The 23,463-nt window shown below is 55.5% G+C and carries 28 protein-coding genes and 1 pseudogene; 28 read left to right on the top strand and 1 reads right to left on the bottom strand.

Going from position 1 to position 23,463, the window contains the following annotated elements:
- Positions 1-292 precede the first annotated feature (292 nt).
- From OWK27_RS07665 to OWK27_RS07630, 9 genes and pseudogenes are all read left to right on the top strand, one after another.
- Positions 293-541 carry a hypothetical protein gene (locus OWK27_RS07665; protein WP_047023558.1) on the top strand — a complete coding sequence of 83 codons (249 nt, stop codon included), beginning with the start codon at positions 293-295 and terminating at the stop codon, positions 539-541.
- 63 nt (positions 542-604) lie between these two features.
- A pseudogene (locus tag OWK27_RS24360) lies at positions 605-751 on the top strand (hemagglutinin repeat-containing protein); the annotation flags it as partial.
- A gap of 145 nt (positions 752-896) precedes the next feature.
- The gene (locus OWK27_RS07660) at positions 897-1,625 is read left to right on the top strand and encodes a hypothetical protein (RefSeq protein WP_267590147.1); all 729 of its coding nucleotides are present in this window, start codon (positions 897-899) and stop codon (positions 1,623-1,625) included.
- Between the two features lie 278 nt (positions 1,626-1,903).
- Entirely contained in the window at positions 1,904-2,263 is a 360-nt protein-coding gene (locus OWK27_RS07655) for a DUF6911 family protein (protein ID WP_267590146.1), read from the top strand.
- A 281-nt stretch (positions 2,264-2,544) separates the two neighbouring features.
- A complete protein-coding gene (locus tag OWK27_RS07650; protein ID WP_267590145.1) occupies positions 2,545-3,174 on the top strand; it encodes a response regulator transcription factor in 630 nt (209 codons plus the stop codon).
- Entirely contained in the window at positions 3,171-6,359 is a 3,189-nt protein-coding gene (locus OWK27_RS07645; RefSeq protein WP_267590144.1) for an ATP-binding protein, read from the top strand. Before OWK27_RS07650 ends, OWK27_RS07645 begins: the two co-directional genes overlap by 4 nt.
- A 62-nt stretch (positions 6,360-6,421) precedes the next feature.
- Positions 6,422-6,850, top strand: a complete 429-nt coding sequence (locus OWK27_RS07640; RefSeq protein ID WP_267590143.1) for a DUF1090 domain-containing protein — start codon at positions 6,422-6,424, stop codon at positions 6,848-6,850.
- Between the two features lie 63 nt (positions 6,851-6,913).
- Positions 6,914-9,043 (top strand): fimbria/pilus outer membrane usher protein, encoded by a 2,130-nt coding sequence (locus OWK27_RS07635; protein ID WP_267590142.1) that lies wholly within the window; start codon positions 6,914-6,916, stop codon positions 9,041-9,043.
- 164 nt (positions 9,044-9,207) lie between these two features.
- The gene (locus OWK27_RS07630) at positions 9,208-9,891 is read left to right on the top strand and encodes an outer membrane protein (protein ID WP_267590141.1); all 684 of its coding nucleotides are present in this window, start codon (positions 9,208-9,210) and stop codon (positions 9,889-9,891) included.
- 78 nt (positions 9,892-9,969) lie between these two features.
- On the opposite strand, the gene OWK27_RS07625 is transcribed toward OWK27_RS07630, so the two are convergent.
- Positions 9,970-10,545, bottom strand: coding sequence for a phage repressor protein CI (locus tag OWK27_RS07625; RefSeq protein ID WP_267590140.1), 576 nt, complete (start codon positions 10,543-10,545; stop codon positions 9,970-9,972).
- Between the two features lie 227 nt (positions 10,546-10,772).
- On the opposite strand from OWK27_RS07625, the gene OWK27_RS07620 reads away from it, so the two are divergent.
- From OWK27_RS07620 to OWK27_RS07530, 19 genes are all read left to right on the top strand, one after another.
- Positions 10,773-11,111: a DUF5347 domain-containing protein gene (locus OWK27_RS07620; RefSeq protein WP_267590139.1), complete on the top strand. Its 339-nt coding sequence runs from the start codon at positions 10,773-10,775 to the stop codon at positions 11,109-11,111.
- Between the two features lie 67 nt (positions 11,112-11,178).
- Complete coding sequence (locus tag OWK27_RS07615) at positions 11,179-11,406, top strand: DUF2732 family protein (RefSeq protein WP_148418410.1); 228 nt, start codon at positions 11,179-11,181, stop codon at positions 11,404-11,406.
- Positions 11,406-11,627, top strand: coding sequence for a TraR/DksA family transcriptional regulator (locus OWK27_RS07610; protein WP_148418411.1), 222 nt, complete (start codon positions 11,406-11,408; stop codon positions 11,625-11,627). The genes OWK27_RS07615 and OWK27_RS07610 overlap by 1 nt, the downstream gene beginning before the upstream one ends.
- A gap of 1 nt (position 11,628) precedes the next feature.
- A complete protein-coding gene (locus OWK27_RS07605) occupies positions 11,629-13,818 on the top strand; it encodes a replication endonuclease (RefSeq protein ID WP_267590138.1) in 2,190 nt (729 codons plus the stop codon).
- A 109-nt stretch (positions 13,819-13,927) separates the two neighbouring features.
- The gene (locus OWK27_RS07600) at positions 13,928-14,368 is read left to right on the top strand and encodes a DinI-like family protein (protein ID WP_148418413.1); all 441 of its coding nucleotides are present in this window, start codon (positions 13,928-13,930) and stop codon (positions 14,366-14,368) included.
- Between the two features lie 178 nt (positions 14,369-14,546).
- Entirely contained in the window at positions 14,547-14,750 is a 204-nt protein-coding gene (locus OWK27_RS07595) for a tail protein X (protein ID WP_267590247.1), read from the top strand.
- Positions 14,741-14,962, top strand: a complete 222-nt coding sequence (locus OWK27_RS07590; protein WP_020689436.1) for an HP1 family phage holin — start codon at positions 14,741-14,743, stop codon at positions 14,960-14,962. Before OWK27_RS07595 ends, OWK27_RS07590 begins: the two co-directional genes overlap by 10 nt.
- Entirely contained in the window at positions 14,946-15,455 is a 510-nt protein-coding gene (locus tag OWK27_RS07585; protein ID WP_176609445.1) for a lysozyme, read from the top strand. Before OWK27_RS07590 ends, OWK27_RS07585 begins: the two co-directional genes overlap by 17 nt.
- Positions 15,452-15,865 carry an Rz-like lysis system protein LysB gene (lysB, locus tag OWK27_RS07580; protein ID WP_267590137.1) on the top strand — a complete coding sequence of 138 codons (414 nt, stop codon included), beginning with the start codon at positions 15,452-15,454 and terminating at the stop codon, positions 15,863-15,865. The genes OWK27_RS07585 and lysB overlap by 4 nt, the downstream gene beginning before the upstream one ends.
- Positions 15,765-16,010: an Rz1-like lysis system protein LysC gene (gene lysC / locus OWK27_RS07575; protein WP_148418417.1), complete on the top strand. Its 246-nt coding sequence runs from the start codon at positions 15,765-15,767 to the stop codon at positions 16,008-16,010. Before lysB ends, lysC begins: the two co-directional genes overlap by 101 nt.
- Complete coding sequence (locus tag OWK27_RS07570) at positions 15,973-16,440, top strand: phage tail protein (protein ID WP_267590136.1); 468 nt, start codon at positions 15,973-15,975, stop codon at positions 16,438-16,440. The genes lysC and OWK27_RS07570 overlap by 38 nt, the downstream gene beginning before the upstream one ends.
- Positions 16,441-16,566: 126 nt before the next feature.
- Positions 16,567-17,208, top strand: coding sequence for a phage baseplate assembly protein V (locus tag OWK27_RS07565; protein WP_267590135.1), 642 nt, complete (start codon positions 16,567-16,569; stop codon positions 17,206-17,208).
- The gene (locus tag OWK27_RS07560) at positions 17,205-17,555 is read left to right on the top strand and encodes a GPW/gp25 family protein (protein ID WP_193355017.1); all 351 of its coding nucleotides are present in this window, start codon (positions 17,205-17,207) and stop codon (positions 17,553-17,555) included. The genes OWK27_RS07565 and OWK27_RS07560 overlap by 4 nt, the downstream gene beginning before the upstream one ends.
- Before the next feature lie 5 nt (positions 17,556-17,560).
- Positions 17,561-18,469 carry a baseplate assembly protein gene (locus tag OWK27_RS07555; protein ID WP_176609450.1) on the top strand — a complete coding sequence of 303 codons (909 nt, stop codon included), beginning with the start codon at positions 17,561-17,563 and terminating at the stop codon, positions 18,467-18,469.
- Entirely contained in the window at positions 18,462-18,992 is a 531-nt protein-coding gene (locus OWK27_RS07550) for a phage tail protein I (protein WP_176609451.1), read from the top strand. Before OWK27_RS07555 ends, OWK27_RS07550 begins: the two co-directional genes overlap by 8 nt.
- An 11-nt stretch (positions 18,993-19,003) precedes the next feature.
- A complete protein-coding gene (locus tag OWK27_RS07545; protein ID WP_267590134.1) occupies positions 19,004-21,055 on the top strand; it encodes a phage tail protein in 2,052 nt (683 codons plus the stop codon).
- Positions 21,055-21,609, top strand: coding sequence for a tail fiber assembly protein (locus tag OWK27_RS07540; protein ID WP_324291166.1), 555 nt, complete (start codon positions 21,055-21,057; stop codon positions 21,607-21,609). The genes OWK27_RS07545 and OWK27_RS07540 overlap by 1 nt, the downstream gene beginning before the upstream one ends.
- A 123-nt stretch (positions 21,610-21,732) precedes the next feature.
- Positions 21,733-22,926: a phage tail sheath protein gene (locus OWK27_RS07535; RefSeq protein WP_148418425.1), complete on the top strand. Its 1,194-nt coding sequence runs from the start codon at positions 21,733-21,735 to the stop codon at positions 22,924-22,926.
- Between the two features lie 11 nt (positions 22,927-22,937).
- Positions 22,938-23,456 (top strand): phage major tail tube protein, encoded by a 519-nt coding sequence (locus OWK27_RS07530; protein WP_267590133.1) that lies wholly within the window; start codon positions 22,938-22,940, stop codon positions 23,454-23,456.
- Positions 23,457-23,463 lie beyond the last annotated feature (7 nt).

The raw sequence follows: 23,463 nt of genomic DNA, 5'->3' as shown, positions 1-23,463 counted from the left end.
ACTAAAAGAATGCTCCGACAGATTGAGAAATATGGGAAGGCTGGAGTTAAGGAGTTGCATAATGGAAATTATCGCTTTTATGGTGAAATGACCCCTTCCAGAACAACTGGGGAAATGGCTGGGGCCAGATTGATAAGATAGTGGGATCCAAAAAAACAGGCCAAATCAGATCCTGGTATGAAACACTCGACCATTCTGGAAATATTCATAATGTGGCTACGAAAATCGTTACCAATAATAAGATCCACCATATTTTTGATGCTGATGGTAATTATCGAGAAAGGAGATAAGTATGAACATATTTCCATCGCGTTATGAAATTGCTAGCGTAATTAATAAGTTAAAATCGGGTGCGCTAGATAGAACCAATATTGCGCAATGGGCTTTTTCAATTATTGATGCAGATGATATTAGAATCACAGATCAAGTTGCCTGGAAAGTGATTCAAAGCTTAGGTGCTGTAGATCTTCCTTCCTCAGATCGAGATTATTTGTATGGTATTGATGATTTTGATGATTGGTTGCGATTATTGGAATCATGATAATAGAGATTTCGCCTCTTGCGCCGGGATCTTTCCCTCGACGCTTACTAAAGCGGTCGGGACGCCAGCCTGAACAGTGCGCAGGTGAGTGGCGATAAAATCGTTGCGGATATCGGACGCGACCTGTGGATGAGTAGCCAGCCAGGACAAAACTGCCGGGCGGCGTGGTTTTGGGAGCGGGCAGCGGCAGCAAAAGATTCACCAAACTGAAGACTAAGGGGTAATACAAAGGGATTATCAGTATTACTGAAAAAAGTAGTAATAGCGGTTCTGAGCACCTGCTCGGAATCCTTGTGGGATGAGGGCATTATGGTGCCTTCTAAATTAGGATGAAATTTATTAAGGATATTTAAATATGTCAAAAAAATTACTATTATGTGTTGCTGTAGCATCAATGTTACTGACTGCTTGCTCTGCATTTAACGGCGGTAGTGAATTATTGTCTGATAAGAATAACAGTGATGCTTTAATTAATTCAAAAATAATAGATGGAGAAACAAATGTCTCTTCTTTGTCCAGTGTTATTGGAAAAAAAGATGAATCCCGCTCTGCTTTAAAGAAAACATTCCCTGATGGTAAGCTTTCGGTTGCTTCATATACAGGATTTTTGAACGGCATGACCGGCACTTATGCACATAGAGTTCTTTCAGTAGTCTATGGGCCTGATAATATTGTCATAAATCACGGTATCTTTGTAAAAGACTTACATAATCCTAATAAATATAATCTTGATTATGTAAGTGCCCGTAATTTGGCATTTACAGAATTAGAAAAAGGTAGTGATAAAACGAAAGTAATAAATTTATTAGGTAATCCTGATGGTATGACGTTCACGGATGAGGGTAACCTTCTGCTTATCTATTCTAAAACGGATGTTTCCAGAGATGCCTCTTCTTATATCCCAGTGGTTAACATGATAAGTGGGACAGAGTCTGGTGTATCAGAAAGACTCTATATTGAGATGAGTAAGGATGAAAAAGTAAAAAATGTTATTTCAGCTACTGTGAAAATTATTCAGGGAAGAGGTATTGGCAATGCGGATAGTTATAATGAAAAATACGAAAATATTAAAAGTAAGTTCTAGATGGCGTATCAATGTCAAATCATAATCGTAAACGCTAATAGCATTTTGCGATTTAATATTTCTTCATAAATTGACATTCCTGTTAGCCCAGTAATTATTTACTGGGCTGCTCAGTAGCAGAGCATTCATATCGGCGAGCAGAGGGCAGGCATAGCCAGAACGCAGGCAATAAAAATCCTAAAATGTGTAATTTGCCAGCGACATCACTTTATCCTGCTCTGGATTGTTCATCTTCCATGTTAAAATACGTAGCAAACAACATTGTTAAAGGACAAACGATGAATATGAAGCTTTCCCTTTTTTGCGAAGATACGGGTTATAGTAAAAAGGATTCTCCTTTATGGACAGATGTCTGCGATGCGCTTCACCAGCTCAGGACAAATACTGGAAGCATCAATATTGAAGACGTTGATAATGAAAAAACGCTCAGCATACATTCTGATGGTAAGCATTTTCTGCTCTCCTTAATTGATGGTAAGGACGATAAAACAAAAATTAAAAGCATTCAAAGTGCCTGTTTTGAAAGGGAAATGAGCTTTGCTTTGCCTGTCCCCTGGAACCGTCCTCGTGACCTGACGGGGGATTTCGATTTTGTGGCTGATGTGTCCAGAACCTTTTTTACTACGGGGCAGGTTTAGTGATCATCTGCATTAAAAACAGCCCGTTTATATCAGGTTTTTTTATTTTTAGCGCATTGCTAAGATTATTATGAATAATGCACAATTGATAACGATTTTGTATTAGTTGAGACTGCAATACTGCATCATCCCACCATTCGCCGTATCGGTAGCTTACCTCTTCCTCGGATTTTCTGAATTATTCTCAAACCAGACAAACCTTCTCCGGATTCATCACATGATAGGCTATGGTATACACCGCGTTATGGAGCCGTTAATGCCTAAGGAAAGAATAAACAATAATGACAAAAATACTGCTCGTGGATGACCATCCGGCAATCTGCTTTGCCCTCAGGGTGCTGCTGGAAAAAAATCCGGATTTTACCGTGACGACATCCTCCGGCGAGAACCTGCTGGCGCTGCTGCACCGGGAGCAGCCGTCGCTGTTGATCCTCGACCTGGAGCTCAAAAATGCCGACGGGCTGGATCTTCTTCCGCGCATCAAGCACCACTTTCCTGCGCTCAGGGTGCTGGTTTACACCAACCAGCCAGCGGGGGTCTACGCGCTGCGTACGCTGAGGGCCGGGGCGAGCGGGTTTATCAATAAAAGCCTGGCGCTGGAGCGCGTCGAGCCTGCCTGTCAGCTGCTGCTGGACGGCTATCACTGTTTCCCGGAAGAGACGTTCGCGAAAGCCGCAGAGGCTACTGAGGTTAAACCTGACGCCCGGGCGCTGCTGTCGCGTTTCTCCGATCGTGAAATTGCGGTGCTGAACTATCTGAAGCAGGGGAGTAGCAACAAGGAGATTGCCGACCGGCTGGCGCTCAGCAATAAAACCATCAGCACCTATAAGGCGCGAATGATGAAAAAAAGCGGCGTTGCCCATTTTGAACAACTTTTCGATCTTCTTGATACCCCAGGGTCAGAGTCGTGAGAGCCGTTACCTTTATCCTGCTTTTTTGCCTTGCATTCACCGCCTGCGCCGCGCAGCAGGAAGCAACTCTTCGCCTGCTGGCGCGTAGCCATGAAAAGGTGATCGAGCCGGGACTCAGCGGCAGCGAATGGCGCTGGGTGCGCGAGCATCGCAAAATCCGTATGGCGGTCTGGGAGCCGATGATGCCCCCTTACGACATCACCACCGGGCTGAACGATTACGGCGGTATCAATGCGGATTTCACCGGGCTGGTGGCGGAAAACCTCGGTATCGAGATTGACGTTGTGCGCTATCCGACCTATGACGATGCCCTGGCCGCGCTGCGGGCAGGCAAGGCCGATTTTATGCCCCAGGCCGGGAGGCAACAGCAGAAACAGGGGATGATGCTGAGCGTGCCCTACAGCGACAACATTGCGGTTGAAGTGATTAACACCGATGCCTCGCCCGATGAGCCGGTGAAAAGGATCGCCGTTTCCCCTGTCTACAGCAGCAGCGAGGTGCTGGCCCGCTATCCGGGCGCCAGCATCGTTAAATTCTCCTCCACCCGGCATGCGCTGGAGGCGCTGGCCTTTCGCAAAATCGATCTGTTCTTCAGCGATGCCATCACCGCGCGCTACCTGGCGAGCCAGTCTGCTTTAAGCAATCTCAGCATTCGCCCGGTGGCGGACACGTTCGATGCCTCGGGTTTCTCTTTCGCCGCGATGCCGAAGATGGCGGTCTGGATCGCGATTCTCGACAAGATGCTGATGGCGCTGCCGGAGAACGCGGGCGTGGAGATCCACCGTCGCTGGAGCGGAGGGATCCCGCTCTCACTCAGCGAGGAGCCACCGCCCTATACCTCGCTCGAACATAAATGGATCAAAGAACATTCCCGGATCCGCGTCGCGGTGGCGCAGGATAATGCCCCGATAGCCTTTTTCAACGAGCGCGGGCAGCTGCGCGGCATCCTGGCGGATCTTCTGACCGCGCTGCGCCTGCGCACCGGGTTTACTTTTGAAATCCGCCGTTATCCCAGCCAGGAAGCCGCCTTCAGGGCGGTTAACCGGGGTGAGGCCGAGCTGATTGCCGGCGTGACTCAGGAGGGGATCTGGCAGGCGGATCTCCTGACTACCCGAACCTGGCTGTATAACTCCTGGGTTATGGTTGGGCGCGCGCTTCCCGGAAAGGAGGTGCTTCAGCCACGCGTGGTAAGCCTGCGCGGTGAGGCGCCGGACGGCTGGCTTGGCAGGCAAAACAGCGGGCAGACGGCGAAGGTCGATACCTGGTGGCAGGGGTTTAACAGCGTGCTGAATGATAAAAACGACATGATGGTTGTGCCGCTTATCATTGCAAATGCCCAGCTCAGCCGTAAAGAATTTGCCTCACTGAAAATATTAGCCAGCATTGATGCCGAGCCGCTGCGCTTTGCGTTTGGCGCGTCGCGGGAGGCCTGGCCGCTGATCGGCATTCTGAATAAAGCGCTGATCAACATCCCGCCCGAGGATCTCCATGCCCTGACGCGTGGCGGCAGTACGGGCAATGTATTTGCCTCTGTGTCGGCGTCCGCGCTGTCGAAGGCGTGGGCGGTGACGTTCATCCTCGCAGGCACGGCGCTGCTGGCGCTGGCGGCATGGTGGATTTATCGTCGGCGGCGAATCCGGCAGGCGCGCATCCGGAAGCTTATTCAGACGCTGCGCGCGGCGAAGCATCGCGCAGAGCGAGCCCGTCGCGGAAAAAGCGCCTTTCTGGCCACCATGAGCCATGAAATCCGCACGCCCGTCAGCGCCATCATCGGCATGCTGGAGCTGGTGATGAAGCGCCCCGACAATGCCCCGCAAAACCCGCAGTCAATACGGGTTGCCTGGGACGCGGCGCAGTCGCTGTTGCTGCTTATCGGGAATATCCTTGATGTGGAGCGGATTGCGTCCGGCCGTCTGGTGCTCCGCCCGGAGCGCGCCTCGCTTCGAAACCTGATAGAAGGCACCGTGTCGCAGTTTGAGGGGCTGGCCGCCCGGAAATCATTGAAGCTGCTGCTGGAAATAGATGCGGCCCTGAAAGGGGACGTATTGACAGACGTGATGCGTTTTCGCCAGATCGTCACCAACCTGCTGGGTAATGCCATAAAATTCACCGACCGCGGTCAGGTGATGCTGCGCGCGCAGCCGCAATGGCAGAACGGCGAGTTTATGCTGCTGGAGCTGACGATAGCAGACACCGGCGAGGGCATGGACGACGAGACGCAACGGCGCCTGTTCCGGCCTTTTAGCCAGGGAGAGAGCCGCAACAGGGCTCAGGGCAGCGGGCTGGGGCTCTATATTTGCCGCCAGCTCGCGGACATGATGGAAGGGGATCTCACGCTGAACAGCGTGCCGGGCGAGGGGACTACGGTCACGGTAACGCTCAGGCTGCCCGTCATGGACGCACTGCCAGAGAAAGAGGCTAAGGCTTCTGTCCCGCCCGGCAAACGCGCTGCGTTGACCGTTATGGTGGTAGACGATAATCCGGCTGGGCGGATGCTGCTTGCCCAGCAGCTTGAGTGGCTGGGGCATGGCGTCATCCAGTTCGACAGCCCGAAAATGCTGATCGAGAGCCTGGCAACCCGACGGCCGGACGCGGCGATCGTGGACTGCAATATGCCCGAAATGAGCGGCTTTACCCTGTCGCGCATCATCAGTGAACGTTCCCCGGACGTCGCGGTGTTTGGCATGACGGCGGACGCGCGCGAGTCCGTCCGGGATGAGGCCCGGGAAGCAGGGATGCGCGACTGTATCTTCAAACCGGTCACGCTCGCGGCGCTGGAAAACCTGCTCGCCTCCCTGAACCCGTCCGGGAATTCCCCTGCGGTTGTTCATCCCTCCCTGACGCTGCCCGCGGCGCTGCTGGACGGCAAGCATCTGGCGACGTTTCTGGATCTTCAGATAACCGTGCTGGAGGAGACGCTGCGCGATATCGCGCTGTGGCGAGACGATCCCGGCACGCCATTGTCCGAAACGCTGCACCGGCTGCGGGGCGGTATTCAACTGCTCGGAATGCCGGCGCTGGAAGCTCGCTGCCTTGAGCAGGAGCAGGCCGTTAGCCGTGAAGGTATCCGTCAGCTTGAGGAGGATATTCAGGCCCTGAAGGGCGCATTACAGCACTGGCGCGAGACGGGACTACAGCCGGGCAAGACCGTCCTACAGCAGAATGAGGACGGGCGTACAGCGTAAGCGTCCTGCCCGCCGGGGTACGCTTTGATTCGAGGACATTCACGCATAAAGGAGATATCCCAATGAAAAAACTCGTATCCGCGCTGGCCGTTATTGCCGCTGTTGGCATGTTCACCTCCGCACAGGCGGCAGAAAGCTGCTCCGCGAAAGCCGCCGCGCTGGAAAAAGAGATCCGTATTGCCCAGCAGTACGGTAATACCTACAAGGTTAACGGCCTGAAAAAGGCGCTGGCTGAAGTTAAAGCGCACTGTACCCCGGCAAGCGTGCTGGCTGACGCGCAGAAGGACGTGAAGAAGCTGGAGAAAAAGCTGGCCGAGAAGCGTGAAGATATTGCCGAGGTTCAGGCTGACCTGCGTGAGGCGAAAGCCAAAGGTGACAGCAAGAAAGTGGCGAAATATCAGCGCAAGCTGGCAGAAAAACAGAGCGATCTGAGCACCATTCAGCAGGAACTGAACCGCGCACGCGCCGCGCTTGCATCCCTTCAGAAATAACGTTTTTATCTGAAAAAGGTGAGGAGGCTTCTGCCTCTTCACCTTTTTGCGCTGCCTGCCACCATGACGTTACTCCGTCTTTTCTGCTTTATGCTGCTGTTCGCGATGGCAGAAAGTCGCGCGGGCAGCCAAAAGACGTGGGTGATCCTCAATAACCTCTATAAGGGCGCGATTTCGCTTGATGTTGCAGCCTCCGGCCCTTGCCTCAGCCAGCCGCTGCTGGAGGAGTGGGGCGTGCGTAACGCGGTGCTTGCGCGTCTGGACTGGGATGCCAGAGGTTGCCTGACGCCTCAGTCTGCGGAGCAGTTTAACCTCAAATACTGGTACCGCCCGCAGGCGCAGCTCCTGACGCTCCTGTTCCCGGACGAGGCCATCAGCCCTCAGCAGAATGGCGTCAGCACCAGCCGCTGGGATGACGGCATCAACGCGCTGTTTATCAACTATCGTCTGGATGCGGACAATAGCCTGGCGCAGTACGACTGGGAGCGTTCCGGCACTGACGCCACGCTGAGCCTGGACAACGGCCTTAACGTGGGGCCCTGGCGGCTGCGTTATCAAAACACCTTCTGGCGTGAAAAAGGGGGCCACCACGGCTCGTACAGCAACGCGATGTCGCTCTGGCGCAGCATTACGCCGCTGCGTTCGCGGTTGACCTTTGGCGACGGCAATACCTCTTCAACCCTCTTCGACAGCCTGGCCTTTCGCGGTGCGTCACTCGCCAGCGACGAGGCGATGTACCCCGACAGCTGGCGACCCTATTCCCCCTGGATCAACGGCTATGCCCGCACGGAGGCTGAAGTGACCATCCATCAGAACGGCGTACGCGTTTACCGTATTCACGTTCCGCCCGGGCCGTTTACCATTCGTGATTTTTATCCACCGGACCCGGACGGCAACCTGGAAATGACGATTCAGGAGAGCGACGGCACCGAGCGTACCCGCCTGCTGCCCTATTCGAGCATGCCCAATCTGGTGCATCACGGGCTCTTTAGCTACGAGCTGGCCGCCGGCCGCTACAGGCCTTTTCACGGTATCGACAGGGATAAGGACTGCTTCTGGCAGAGCACACTCTCGTGGGGGATTGCCCCGCATGTCACCGCGTTTGCCGGGCTACAGCAGGGAGAGCACTACTTCAGCCATGTCGCAGGCTTTGGCGGAAACTTAGGGCTGTGGGGCGCGTTTTCCGGCGATGTCACCGCGGCTCGCTATACGCAAAATGAATCTACCCTGCGCGGCAGGGTCTGGCGCCTGCGCTATGCCAAAGCCTTTTTCACGACCGAAACCAGCCTCACCGCTCAGCTCCAGTGGTATCCGCGCGGCGGGCAGTACCGTTCGCTGGAAGAAAAAATCGCGCGGGCTGAACTGCTCCGGTACGGCTGGGACGATGACCTCACCCGGCGGGCGCTTCGCGGGCAGCTGGAGCTTAATCAAAATTTTGGCGAGGACGCGAGCCTGAGCCTGTCGTGGCACTGGCTAAAGTCACGCGAGCCTGACGCGGGCAGCGCGGGAGTGACGCTGAGCCTGGACGCAACCTTGCGCAACGTGGATTTCAGCGTATACGGCGGCTATGAGCGCTACGGCAAAAACCCGGATGAAGCCACGGTGGGGATCAACATCAGCGTGCCTTTATCCCTGTGGGGCGCGACGAGCAATGTCGGCTATATCACCGAGCTCGCCAGCCGTGGGGAAGATAGCCATGGGGTGAACGTATACGGGTCGGCGCTGAGTGATTACAGCCTGCGTTACGATCTCCAGGCGACGCATACCGTACACCGCAATGACGAACTCTCTGCGAGCCTGGGCTATCAGTACAACGCGGGCGAGCTGAATCTCAGCATGGTGCGCGGGGGAACGCGCCGTGATTATCATGCCGACGCCAGCGGCAGCATTCTGGTACACGCTGACGGCGTAACGCTTGGGCAGCAGCTCGGCAGCACCGCAGCGCTGGTGGACGTGCCGGACACGCCGGGAATTGGCTTCTATAACCAGTTTGGCTCAACAACCAATGCCAGCGGCGAACTTCTGGTGAGCTACCTGACGCCATGGCGGGTAAACCGGATTACGGTCGATAGCCTGAGCCTGCCGGAAAATACCGCGCCGGATGTGACGGAGCTGGAATCAGTCCCGACCGATGGCGCGATCGTTCTGCTGCGTTTCCCTCAGCCTGTTACGCATTCAAATAAATCTGAATGACATCAGGAACGGGTCAAATCTCTACGTAAAACTACCAGGACATGCACGTATTCATCCCAATAGTTTGCCCTTTCGGGACTGCTTATGATTCGTCTCACTGACTGTTTTTCCTCGCATCGGCGAACGAGGGTTCGACGAGCGGAATATTTTTCAACGGAGCGTAGATGAATATGAAAGCTATCCTGGTCGCCCTGCCGGTTGCGATGCTCCCGGCTACCGTTCTGGCGGCAAACGCTGAGGAAGGGTATTACGGTTCGGCAAAATACCTGCAAACTGAACAGCATGCCAAGGAGATGGATACCAGCGCGCGTCCGGGCGTCGGCCAGTTTGTGGGCGGTAAGGAGAAAGAGCACCTTGATGGCGCGGCGATTGCCGCAGGCTATCAGTTCGGTAACGGCTGGCGTGCAGAAGGTGAATACACCTTTAAGCAAAAGACGGAGTACACCAGCGGCTCCAGCACGTTCGCGAACAGCTACAACCATCTGCAAACGGAAGCCGAGCGTCTGATGCTCAACGTTTATCGCGATTATGAACTGGGCTACGGCGTCTCTGTTTACGGTACCGCAGGGCTTGGCGTGAGCAAGATTAAAGCGGGCGGCTGGCAGGGCAACCCTGGCCGTGAATACGGCTCAACCACCCAAAGCAATCTGACCTACGCGTTAGGAGCGGGGATAAGCTACACGCCGGTTGAGCGTCTGTATGTCGATCTGGGCTATCGCTATATCGATATGGGGAAAATCGAAAGCGGATATAACAATTTTACAAACGTGCGAGGCTTAAAAGATGAGCAGATGAAAGCGCATATTGTCTCTGACGAATTTACGCTGGGTATGCGTTACGTGTTTTAACCGGGTGCGGTAAAACAGGGCCAACGCCGTAGAAATGCGGGGTTGGCTTTTTTATGGCGAGCAGGTACCTGCTCGCCATCAGTTAACCTCGCTGTAAACACCCACCACGCGACCTACCGTTGTGATCTCGCCAATCATGCATTCAAATGGAATCTTTCCACCCGCAACGTGGAGTTTTTTCCCCGGCAGCAGCGTCAAATCGCGGATGCTGGTGGTGCCTTCAATCTCGACCAGCCACAGCCCGTCGGTTAACGACGCGTCTTTTTCAACGAAGTGAAGTTTTCCCTCCGCCCGGACGGCGACGCCCCGAGTGAGCGGCTTGCTGAAGAAATGGGAGTCGATACTCAAAGTAGTATTTCCCTCCAGCCTTCCGTCACTGAGAGTGAATAGCGCAACCGATAAGGGATCCCCCTCGGTTGGCTGACCTTCAAACTGTGCGCCTTGCCCGGTCATCAGCCAGCGAAGGCTGGCGCCGGTATCCAGCGCGCACTGAACCGCAAAATCGTAAGAGACTGTGCCGCGCGCGTAGCGGTTCTGAAGCGAGCTGGCAGCGATATTAAAGTGCCGGGCAAGCTGGATTTTCTGCGTGAAACCATATACCTGACAGATTCTATCGAGTAACTCTTCATTATTCACTTGAGAATCCAAGATCAAAATATATTCCTTTGGGTGTTTACTAATACTCATTTGGGTATTAGTATCATTACAAATTCGGGCAATCAGCGGCAGGCGTTGGCAAACAGAGGCTAATGATTGCAGACAGTATCAAAATGGGAATCATGCAGCATGGCTTCTGAAATCGCAATCATCAAACGGCTGAAAAAGCCGTGCTCTGCCCGTTTTCAGCGCAAAATTATGGGTGAATTTACGCGAGGGGAGATATGGCGATAGAAGCTGCCCGTGCAAGGGTTCCACTTAGCGTGGGAGCGCGTCTTCGCGGGCTTAACCACGTTGCTGAACTGCGCGCCCGATACGGGAGCGATAGCGGAAAAGAGCTGGCGCAGTTTATGGCCGAACTGCGCGATAAGCGCGATCCCTGTTTTGAGGAGAACAGCAGGGCGCTGGCCGCCATCTTTTTCCTGGCGAGGTTGCCCGTCGCCCGCCATGAGTGCGATATCAGCGAGCTGACGACTGAAGAGAAAAGGGCGTTGATTACCGCCATGAACCATTTTCGTGCTGTTGTGAGTTTATTTCCTGAAAGGCTGACCATGCCGGTGTAACCCAACCAAAAACCAAATGGCGTAAACCCGCCGGGCATTCTATTGCCTGAAATCAAGGAGACGCGTGATGCGAAACAGTGAAAACCGCTTTTATTCAACCGGAAGTGAAGAACTGAAACGCCTGCTGATGGAGGCAAAAACTGAGGAACGATGCGCGCGAGCCCGCGCGGTCTCCCTGCGCCTGGAGGCGCTGGCGAGCCATATTTTTAAAACCGGTATGAGCGGAGAAGACGTTGCCGAACTTCTGTGCCACGAGGCGGCCCGCTACGAGCGCGAAGCCCAGGAGATGCACTGATGGCCGATTATATCGATCTTGCGCAGGCGCGCGAGCAGGAAGACAGAGAGCGGCACATACATCACGCCCGCAGACGGCCCGCATCGCCTTCGCGTTTCCTCTGCGAGGACTGCGAGGCCCCGATACCGGAGGCGCGTCGTATGGCGGTGCCCGGCGTGGCCCTGTGCGTCACCTGCCAGGAGATCGCGGAGATGAAAAATAAACACGTCCGGGGAGGATGAGTTGGCTACGTCATTTGCGTATCCGTGGAACGCTCCGCGGTCAGCCATTGCTAGCCCTTACCTTACCCATGCCCAGCTGCAGCGTCGCGATCGCCTTTTCGCGGCGCTACAGCAGGCAAGAAATGCCCTCTCCCGACAGCCTGACTGCGTGCGTGTCGACGTCTGGCGCACGGTTGACGCCCTCGAACAGCGTCACGGCAGCCCGCAGGCCAATGCTTTTTTGATCCGCTTCTGCGACAGGATGTTACCCCGCCTGCAGCGCGTCTCTGAACGCTATGCCTGCCCGGGCCTGCACGACGCGGTCTCCAGAGCCGTGTTTGACGGCCATTTCGACACCCGGCTTCTGCAGTACCTTGCCTCGCGCATGGTGGAACTGGTTGCCCGCTATAACCGTCTTCCCGATATGTCCCGCGCCGATGTCGACCTGCTGGCCGCCGATATCGCCAGCTTTATTCGCGGCGAGCTGGCGAATATTAACGATGCTGACATGGGCGAATACCAGACGCTGTACGTCTGGTATCAGCGAGCCGGACTGATCGCCCGGCAGTTCAACGTGTCGCCTCCGCACTGGGAGCGGGTGTCGAAGACGTTTTTCAACAAAGATGATGTTGCCGCGGCGGTGATCCGCCTGTTTTCCGAGGCGTGGTGGCGCGGACGATTGCGTCGGATCGCGGCCGCCTGGCGCGAGCATGTGCAGATTGCCCTCGGCAACGTCAGCAAAAAGAGAACGGCGTATGCGAGCAAGCGCTGCGTCACGGAATGGCGCGAGCAGAAGCGCCGCACCCGTGAATTTCTCAAGGGCATGGAGCTGGAAGATGAAGAGGGCAACCGCATCAGCCTGATTGATAAATACGACAGCTCGGTGGCCAATCCGGCGATACGTCGCTGTGAACTGATGACCCGCATTCGCGGGTTTGAAAATATCTGCCAGGCGCTGGGCTACGTGGGCGAGTTCTATACCTTAACCGCCCCCGCGCGGTATCACGCGACCGTGAAATCGGGCTACCCCAACGCGAAGTGGAACGGGGCCAGCCCGGCGGATACGCAACGCTACTTCACCCGCCTGTGGGCGCGCATTCGCGCAAAGCTGCACCGGGAGGGGCGGCGCATTTTTGGTATCCGCGTTGCGGAACCCCATCACGACGGTACGCCCCACTGGCACATGCTGATGTTTATGCTGCCGGAAGACGTCGAATGCGTACGCCAGATTATAGGGGACTACGCGCGGGAGGAGGATGCCGCTGAGCTGCAGAACGAAAGTGCCAGACAGGCGCGCTTTCACGCGGACGCGATCGATCCGCAAAAAGGCAGCGCTACCGGCTATATCGCCAAATACATCTCAAAGAATATCGACGGCTATGCGCTTGATGGCGAGACCGATAATGAAGGCGGCGGGCTGCTGAAGGAGACGGCGTGCGCCGTGTCGGCCTGGGCAGGGCGCTGGCACATTCGCCAGTTTCAGTTTATCGGCGGCGCGCCGGTAACGGTCTACCGCGAGCTGCGCCGACTGGCGGACACCGAGGCCGCGCGCGGGTTGAGCGTCGAATTTGCCGCCGTCCATGACGCTGCGGACGCCGGTGACTGGGCGGGCTACGTCACCGCGCAGGGCGGGCCTTTTGTGCGTCGCGATGATTTACAGGTGCGCACGCTGTATGCGCCGCGCGCCGGATTCAACCAGTACGGCGAGGAGACCGTTTGCATCCGCGGCGTGTACGATTCCGCCGTCGGTGCGGGCAGCCCGGTATTAACCCGGCTTACGCAGTGGAAAATTGTGCCGAAGCGGGCCGTTGAGCTGAAGGATGCACCTGTGCCTCCTCGGAGTTCTGTCATTAACTGTACGGTGAGCGATCTCTCTCAACCTCTTAACCGGCGTGCGCGACGGGCATTAACCGAGCGCATCAAACGCATCCGGCCCGGCGCATCGGCACCCTTTGTCTATGAGGGGGATCCGCAGAACGGGGTCCCGGAGAGGGTGATTGACGAAATACGGCTCGTTACGGGCATTGCGATCGGCCGTGGGGAGGCCCTGCATCTGATGGCGGGCGGCGTGAGCCGTTTTAACGACAAATGGTGCCGGGGCGCAGCTGACGGATCGCTCTTTCCGGCGGCGCGTTCTTATCAGGAAAAGGCGCGGAAAATCCTTGAACGTATTGGGCATTTAACGGACCTGCTCACCCAGCGTGCACGCTAATCTCCATCGATATCATGCACATACCGCACGCGGTTCTGATTTTTTGCTTCACTCTTTTTATGATTACGTGCTACTGTATGTTTATACAGTATCTCGTGGTGGAGGTTGTGTGGACAGAGAGTTGAATGAGCAGGTCATGATTGAACGAGTCGAAATGATCGCGCGGCTGACGACGGAAGGAACGTGTCAGGAGAGAGATCGTGAAATTGCCCTGAATTTGATTGCTGAGATTGCGAGAGGGAACTTAATCAAAAACAGCGCGTTTACCGTTGTTTTTTCCGCATCGCCCGTTCCAGAACGAATCAAAAAAGAAGGCACCGTGCGGGTCAACATTACGCTGGACAAGGATCAGCACATTGGTCCGTCCGTCGTGGAAGCATTTCAGTGCGAGCTTACTCGCAGGATCAGGCCCCTGTTTCCCTCTACGCGGGTGACGGTGAAGGAGGGATCCATGACGGGCGTCGAGCTGCTTGGCGTTAACGGCGAGGCCGAACGCGAGGCGTTAGATAATATTCTTCGGGAAGTCTGGGAAGACGAGAGCTGGCGCTAGCCCTGCATCGTTTTCCGGCATTACGCGCTTTATTCTGATTATTGCTCCAGCCAGTCCGCGCCTCGTTGCTCGCGGTCAGCCTGTTGTGTCCGCGATCGTCCATCCGCCAGCGGTAGCGGAAAGGGCGCCGGCTCTGGAAACTCTACAGTACCTGGAAATCCGGATGTTGGAGCGTCTGATGAAGATCTATGCAATGCAGGGGGATACGCTTGATGCCATCTGTGCCCGTTATTACGGGCGCACGGCAGGCGTAGTCGAACCCGTTCTGAAAGCCAATCCTGGCCTTGCTGAGTATGGCGTTGTTTTACCCCATGGTACGGCAGTAGACATGCCCGAGGTGGATAGCGCGCCCGGAAAAGAATCCGTGAACCTATGGGACTGAGTCTGGAGAAGGTCACCACGTTTATTGCCTACTGGCTGGCCGTGGCGCTGGCCTGGTTCGGGGCGATGTCTCCTGAAAAAGTGGCGCTGTACGTGGGAAGCCTCTGCGCCATCTTTACCGCGCTGACGAATTACTGGTTTAAGCGAAAAACCTGGCGCTATCTCAAATCGTTGGGCCTCGATAAGAAGAGTATTCGTGAACTCAATCATTAAGCGTTGCAGCATCGCCAGCGTGCTCGCTCTGGCGGTGCTCTTGCCTGACTTTCGATTACTGCAAACCTCGCCCGAGGGGCTGGCGTTAATCGCCGATCTGGAAGGCTGCCGTCTGTCGCCCTACCGGTGCAGCGCGGGCGTATGGACGTCAGGCATTGGCCACACGGCAGGCGTCGTGCCGACGAAGGAGATCACCGAGCGCGACGCGGCGGCGAACCTGATTGCCGACGTCCTGAAGGTTGAAAAACGGCTTGCCGCATGCGCGCCGGTGGAGATGCCGCCCCGCGTCTATGACGCGCTGGTCAGTTTTGCCTTTAACGTGGGAACCGGTGCCGCCTGCCGTTCGACGCTGGTGTCGCTTATCAATCACAAGCAGTGGCCGCAGGCCTGCGATCAGCTGACCCGCTGGGTGTACGTCAACGGGAAGAAGAATGCCGGGCTTGAAAACCGTCGGGCCCGCGAAAAGGCCTGGTGCATGAAGGGGGCAGAATGAGAGCTCTCCTGCTGATGCTGGCCGCGCTGGCGGCCATTACCCTGTGGTTTCGTCATGAGAATCTCAACCTGTCCCGCTCCTTTGCTAAAGCCCGCCAGATCGCCGGTGAACAAAAAAACACCATTAACGCGCTGAACCATCAGCTCACCGTAATGCAGCGGATGGCCAGAGAAAATGAAAATGCGCAGGTCAGGCTCCGCGATGCGCTTGCCGCTGCCGGTGAGGAGATGGCAAGGCGCGAAGCGGCTATCGGGAAACTGGTAAATGAAAATGAAGAGTTACGCCGCTGGTATCACGCTCAGCTGCCTGATGCTGTCCGCAGGCTGCACGTCCGCGCCGCCTGTGCCTCCGCCGCACGCTGTTTACCACGCTTGCCCGAAGGTGAGCCTCTGCCCGATGCCGGCAAGTAAGCCTGTTACCAACGGCGATCTGAGCGCCGATATTCGCAGGCTTGAGCATGCCCTTATCGCCTGCGCGTTGCAGGTTGAAACCATTAAAGACTGTCAGGATAAACTCGATGCACAAACTCAAGAGCCTGCGTCAGGCATTAATTGACGCTGTTCCACAGCTGCGCGCAAACCCGGAGCGCTTACAGATGTCCGTCGGGAGCGGTAATATCGACGCGCGCCTCGCGTCGTCGCTCTCGTTCGAAAAACAATATGAGCTGAAGGCAAAGGTCAGCGGTTTTTCCGGGTACAGCGAGGGGATTTTCGTCCCGGTGCTGGCCTGGCTTCGGGAAAACCAGCCGGATATTTTTACCCTCGATGAGGGGCGAAAAAATGGGTATCTCTTTCAGATTGTCTTAAATGACGATGAAACGGCGGATATCAGCTTTAGCCTGCGATTGACCGAGCGGATCCTGGTTTCCCAGAATGAGGGTACCCTGCTCGCCACCTATTCCCCGGAGCCGCCGCTGCCGGAACCCGTCACGCGTCCGATGGAGCTATACGTCAACGGTGAGCTGGTAAGCCGCTGGGAGGCGTAACCTTACCGCGCTGACGGCCAGCCCGCAGCCCCGTCGGCTGTCCATTCAGCGATGCTGCTTGTTGTTTCATCCCGCATAAAACCCCGCCTCGTTGCTGCCGCTCGCCCCGAGCGGCATTCTCTTCTTATGAATACGCTAACTTCCATGCACGGCATCGCTCGCGCGATCCGCAACCTTATCCGTATCGGCGTTGTGACCGATGTCGACCTCAAACGAGGGCTCTGCCGCGTCCAATCCGGAGGGATGAAAACCACCTGGCTGAACTGGCTGACCTGCCGCGCTGGCCGCTCGCGCGTCTGGTGGGCACCGTCCGAGGGTGAACAGGTCCTGCTGCTGGCTATCGGCGGTGAACTGGATACCGCCTTCGTGTTGCCAGGCATTTTCTCTGACGACCATCCGGCACCGTCTGAGTCGCCTGACGCCCTCCACGTTTCGTTTCCTGATGGGGCGGTTATCGAATACGAGCCCGGCAGCGGTGCGCTGACGGCAACCGGCATCAAAACGGCAGCCATCACCGCGACTGATTCACTGACCGCGACCGTTCCGGTGGTACTGGTCAAATCAAAAACCCGCATCACCCTTGATGCACCTGAAGTGGTGTGTACCAACAGGTTGATTACCGCCTCTCTGGAGGTGCAGAAGGGCGGGGTGATGGCCGGGAATATCGAACACGCCGGCGGTAAGTTCACCTCCAATGGGGTACAGGTGGATAACCATGCCCACGGCAGTGTGCAAAGCGGCGGAAGCTGGACTAAGGGGACGCAATGACGGTGCGCTACACGGGAATGAACAGACAGACCGGGCTCAGCATTACAGAGGCTGAACACATCAGGCAAAGCGTGCGCGACATTCTGGTTACGCCAGTTGGCACGCGGGTTATGCGCCGGGAGTATGGCTCCCTGCTGGCGGCGATGATCGACAGGCCCCAGAGCCCGGCGCTGCGCCTGCAAATTATGGCCGCATGCTACTCCGCGATCCAGAAATGGGAACCGCGGATTAGCCTGACGGCGATCGCTTTCGAACGGTCGGAGAATGACGGGACGTTGTATGTCGATATCACCGGCACGCGATCGGCTTCCGACAGCTCCTTTTCTATCACCATTTCACTGAGTTAAACGCTATGGCTATTGTTGATCTGAGCCAGCTCGCCGCGCCTGATGTCGTGGAAGAGGTGGACTATGAGACGCTGCTGGCAGAACGAAAGGCCACCTTTGTCTCGCTGTATCCTGAGGCGGAGCAAGAGGCGATCGCGCGCACGCTGACCTTAGAGTCAGAGCCGATTGTGAAGCTGCTTCAGGAAAACGCGTATCGGGAAGTTATCTGGCGCCAGCGCGTTAACGAGGCCGCACGAGCGGTCATGCTGGCCTATGCCGCAGGCAGCGATCTCGACCAGATTGGGGCAAACGCTAATCTTGAGCGTCTGGTGATTACCCCTGCCGACGACACTACGTTCCCGCCCACGCCGGCTGTGATGGAGTCCGATACCGATTTTCGTCTGCGCATCCAGCAGGCACCGGAAGGGCTGAGCGTGGCCGGTTCGACAGGGGCCTATCAGTTCCATGGCCGCAGCGCGGACGGGCGGGTGGCGGACATTTCCGTTATTAGCCCCCAACCCGCGAACGTCACGGTTTCCGTACTCTCCCGGGAGAATAACGGCGTGGCGTCTGAAGAGTTGCTCACCATTGTGCGTAACGCGCTGAACGATGAGGACGTCAGGCCCGTCGCCGACCGGGTGACCGTGCAGTCAGCCAGGATTGTCGACTACACCATTGTGGCCTCGCTGTACTTGTTCCCGGGGCCTGAAAGTGAACCGGTGCTCAACGCGGCCAGAGCCCGGCTGCAGGCCTATATCACGGCGCAGCACCGGCTGGGGCGCGATATCCGCAAGTCTGCCATTTACGCGGCACTTCACGTTGAAGGGGTGCAGCGCGTGGAGCTGACCGCACCCGCAGCCGATATCGTGCTCGATGCAACTCAGGCCTCATGGTGCAGCCAGTACAGCGTAACCGTGGGAGGGAGCGATGAGTGACGCCCGTCTTTTGCCGGTTGGCTCGTCGCCTCTTGAGGTGGCGGCCGCCCGTGCCTGTGCGGAGATAGAAAAAACGCCGGTACCGCTGCGCCATCTCTGGAGTGCGGATACCTGCCCGGCAAATCTGCTGCCGTGGCTGGCGTGGGCGTTGTCGGTCGATCGCTGGGATGAGAGCTGGCCGGAAGCCACCAAGCGGGACGTGATCCGCGCGGCGTGGTTTATCCATGCCCACAAGGGAACGATTGGCGCCGTTCGCCGCGTGGTGGAGCCGCTCGGCTATCTCATTAACGTCACCGAGTGGTGGCAAACCAACGATCCGCCCGGCACCTTCCGCCTTGATATCGGGGTATTAGATACCGGTATCACCGAAGAAATGTATTACGAGATGGAGAGGCTTATCGCTGACGCAAAGCCTGCCAGCCGCCACCTTATCGGCCTGAATATTATCCAGGACATTCCGGGTTACCTCTATACCGGAGCCCTGAGCTATGACGGCGACATCATCACGGTTTACCCCGGATAAGCGAGAGCACAATGACAGTGAAATATAAAACGGTTATCACCAAAGCCGGTGCAGAAAAACTGGCGGCAGCAACCGTCCCGAACGCGAAGAAAGTTAACTTTACCGCAATGGCGGTCGGCGACGGCGGCGGTGCGCTGCCCGTTCCTGATGCCAGCAAGACAAAGCTGGTGAACGAAGTCTGGCGCCACGCGCTGAACAAAATCAGCCAGGACAAGAAGAACAAAAACTACGTTGTGGCGGAGCTGCTGATCCCGCCCGAGGTCGGCGGTTTCTGGATGCGCGAGATGGGGCTTTATGACGATACCGGAACGCTAATCGCGATCGGGAATATGGCTGAAAGCTATAAGCCCGCCCTGGCGGAGGGGTCAGGTCGCGCGCAGACCGTGCGAATGGTTATCATGGTGAGCGACATCGCCTCCGTTGAGCTCACAATTGACACCTCAACGGTGATGGCCACACAGGACTACGTCGACGGGAAGCTAACGGAGCATGAGCAGTCTCGCCGTCATCCGGACGCCACGCTTACGGCAAAGGGCTTTACGCAGCTCAGCAGTGCAGTCGACAGCACCTCGGAGGTGCTTGCTGCAACGCCGAAGGCGGTTAAGGCGGCGTATGACCTGGCGAACGGGAAGTATACCGCAGGGGACGCCACTACGGCGCGCAAGGGAATTGTTCAGCTCAGCAGCGCGACCGACAGCACGTCTGAGAGCGTCGCAGCGACGCCGAAATCGGTAAAGGCGGCGTATGACCTTGCGAAAGGGAAATACACGGCTCAGGACGCCACCACGGCGCAAAAGGGTATCGTCCAGCTCAGCAGCGCAACCGACAGCGTGTCTGAGGCACTGGCGGCGACACCGAAAGCCGTTAAGGCTGCAAATGACAATGCCAACGGGCGAGTTCCGTCAGGGCGCAAGGTCAATGGCCGGGCGCTGAGTGCCGATATCAGTATTACGGCGCAGGATATTTTTAATGGTCAGACTGTTAGCATTGGCAATGCCGCCGACCTGAACGCATACACCACGCCGGGTCTGTATTACCAGCCAGCAAACGCGCAGGCGCAAACCGGCAAGAATTATCCGGAGGCTAACGCCGGGTCACTGGAAGTCTATAAACATGCGGGTGTTACGCAGATTTACCGCATTTATAACAGCTCCCGCTCGTATATTCGTTCGCTTTACAGCGGGACGTGGTCTGGATGGGTTAAACAGTATGACGCGGCCAATAAACCATCCCCGGCTGATATTGGTGCGGTGAACAAAAGCAGCGACACTATGACGGGTAGGCTCATCATGAATGTTGATGGTGAGGCTATCAGGTTGCAGCCGAAAACGGCAGGTTATGCCAGTTATATCGTTTCTTATGACTCTGCTAATAAAAATCACTGGTACGTGGGCGCAGGCTCAACCACGAATGCTAACATTACGCTCCTTAATTACAAAGGGGCAAACAACAGCATAAGTTTAAACTCGGACGGTACCGTTAACCTGAATCCTACACAGGGGAAATCCATAATATCAAACGGACCCGTTCAGATTGGTGGCGTTGGTACGGCGATTCTGAATATCGGTGATAATGATTCCGGGCTGCGTAGCTCTAAGGATGGTCAGGTAGACCTGTGGGCTAATTCAAAAGTTATGGGGTACTGGAATACCACAACCTTTTCATTTACTGGGCAAATAATACCAACCAATTATTCCAATTTTGATGGGCGCTATTACACCAAAACGGAAAGTGATTCGAGATTCCAGCCTAAAGGTAATTACACCCCTGCTGGCCAGGCTTATACTAAAGCGGAGAGTGACGGACGATATCAGCCTAAAGGAAACTATACTCCCGCAGGACAGGCCTATACCAAAGCTGAATCTAATGCTCGCTTTTTGCAAGGATGGCGGCTTGGTGCTAATGCTAACGCAACAAATAACAATGGAGGGGCGGCATATGCATCTGCCCCGAACGGTGCTGTTGTTACAGGAGTTGCACAAAAAACTGACTGGACAGCAGTTAACTATAGATATGCGCAATATAATCTTAATGGGACTTGGTATAATGCAGGGGTGCTTTGATGAAAATAAAAGATATTTACTTTCCTTATGAGCCAGTGGAAAAGAAACTGATTGAGGATGCTAAATTCATAAAAGAAAATACTGGCATGGATGTTATTTTCTTACGCACGGAGGAAGGGGTGTTATGGCATGAGATGCAATTTAATTATTCCGCTGATAGGCTAAAATTAGTCTGCGATGCTGATGGTGTTATTATTATGTTTTCTACTGATGCCACCTTGTTGAATCCTGTAAACTGTGCAGTTGTTGAAATCGATGTTGCTGACGTTCCCAAAGGGTTGGATATTTCTCAAGAATGGGTCTATCGAGAGGGTGTCATAGAGCGAAGAAAATATACAAAAGAAGAATATATTCAAAAAGCAAGAGATGAACTAATATATAAGTTGTCAGAAATTGCAGCCATAATTACTCCTTTACAGGATGCCGTTGATTTAGGGATCAGTACTGAAGATGAGGAAAACAAGCTAAATGAACTTAAAAGATACCGTGTGACGCTTAATCGTGTCGAAATCAGTGAAGCTCCTATAATTGACTGGCCTGAGTCACCTCTATAAATGCAGCCCTCCTCACGGAGGGCTTTTCGTTTGTTGTGTAATCCTTTCCCCAACCCCAATAAGTCGCATCCATCGTGCGCTCCAGAGAAAATAGCCTCACCACTAAACCACGGAGTTAAACGGATGGGCGACTATCACCACGGCGTGGAAGTCATCGAAATCAACGATGGCACGCGCACCATTTCTACCGTCTCGACGGCAATCATCGGTATGGTCTGTACGGCCAGCGATGCTGACGAACAGACATTTCCTCTTAACGAGCCAGTGCTCATTACCAATGTACAATCCGCCATTGCGAAAGCCGGCAAACAGGGGACGCTCTCTGCCTCCCTGCAGGCTATCGCTGACCAGTGCAAGCCGGTCGTTGTGGTTGTGCGCGTTGCCGAAGGTATCGACAACCCGGAAGATCCTGATGCAGCACAGAAGCAGACTATCTCTAACATCATCGGTACCACCGACGAAAACGGCAAATATACCGGCCTGAAGGCGCTTCTCACCGCCAAAACGGTGACCGGCGTTAAGCCACGCATTCTCGGCGTACCGGGGCTGGATTCGCAGGAAGTGGCGACCGCGCTGGCAGCGACGTGCCAGAGCCTGCGCGCGTTTGGCTATGTCAGCGCATGGGGCTGTAAAACCATTCCTGAGGCTATCAACTATCGCAAAAACTTCAGCCAGCGCGAGCTGATGGTGATTCACCCGGATTTTCTGGCGTGGGATACCGCAACGAACGTCACCAAAACGGCCTGGGCGACCGCTCGCGCGCTTGGCCTGCGCGCTAAAATCGACCAGACCACCGGCTGGCATAAAACCCTGTCCAACGTGGGCGTCAACGGCGTTACCGGCGTGAGCGCCTCTGTCTCCTGGGATCTGCAGGAACAGGCTACCGATGCAAACCTGCTGAACCAGGCTGGCGTGACCACGCTGATTCGCAATGACGGTTTCAAATTCTGGGGCAACCGTACCTGCTCTGACGATCCGTTATTCCTGTTTGAAAACTACACCCGTACCGCACAGGTACTGGCCGACACCATGGCGGAAGCGCACGCATGGGCGATGGATAAACCCATTACCCCAACGCTTATCCGCGACATCATTTCCGGTATCAACGCCAAATTCCGTGAGCTGAAAACCAATGGCTACATCGTTGATGGCTCCTGCTGGTATGACCCGGAATCGAATGACGTGTCGACCCTCAAAGCGGGGAAACTGTATATCGACTACGACTACACCCCTGTACCGCCGCTGGAGAATCTGACCCTGCGCCAGCGCATCACCGATACCTATCTGGCAGACCTGTCAGATTCGGTTAACAGCTAAGGAGCTGAAGCATGGCGTTACCACGCAAACTTAAATATCTGAATATGTTCAACGATGGCCTGAGCTATATAGGCGTTGTTGAGTCTGTCACCTTACCGAAGCTCACCCGCAAGCTGGAGAAATATCGCGGCGGCGGTATGCCGGGCTCGGTCTCCGTCGACCTCGGCCTGGACGATGACGCCCTGGCGCTGGAGTGGACTATTGGTGGTCTGCCGGACGTCGCGCTGTGGGCACAGTATGCCTCTCCGGGCGCGGACAGCGTGCCGCTGCGTTTTACCGGATCCTTCCAGCGTGACGATACCGGCGAAATCTCTGCGGTGGAGATCGTGATGCGCGGCCGTCATAAAGAGTTCGATGGCGGCGAGAACAAGCAGGGCGAAAGCGGCACCACCAAGATGTCCACCGAGTGTGCCTACTACCAGCTTACTATCGATGGCAAAGAGGTCATCGAGATTGACATCATCAACATGGTGCTGAAGGTCGACGGCGTCGATCGTCTGGCGGAACACCGTAAGGCCATCGGCCTGTAACCCTTAA

This window comes from Enterobacter cloacae complex sp. 2022EL-00788 (assembly GCF_026627565.1).
GTDB lineage: Bacteria > Pseudomonadota > Gammaproteobacteria > Enterobacterales > Enterobacteriaceae > Enterobacter > Enterobacter pasteurii.
Note: the sequence above shows the minus strand (reverse complement) of the source record. Positions and strands in the feature narration are given on the sequence as shown.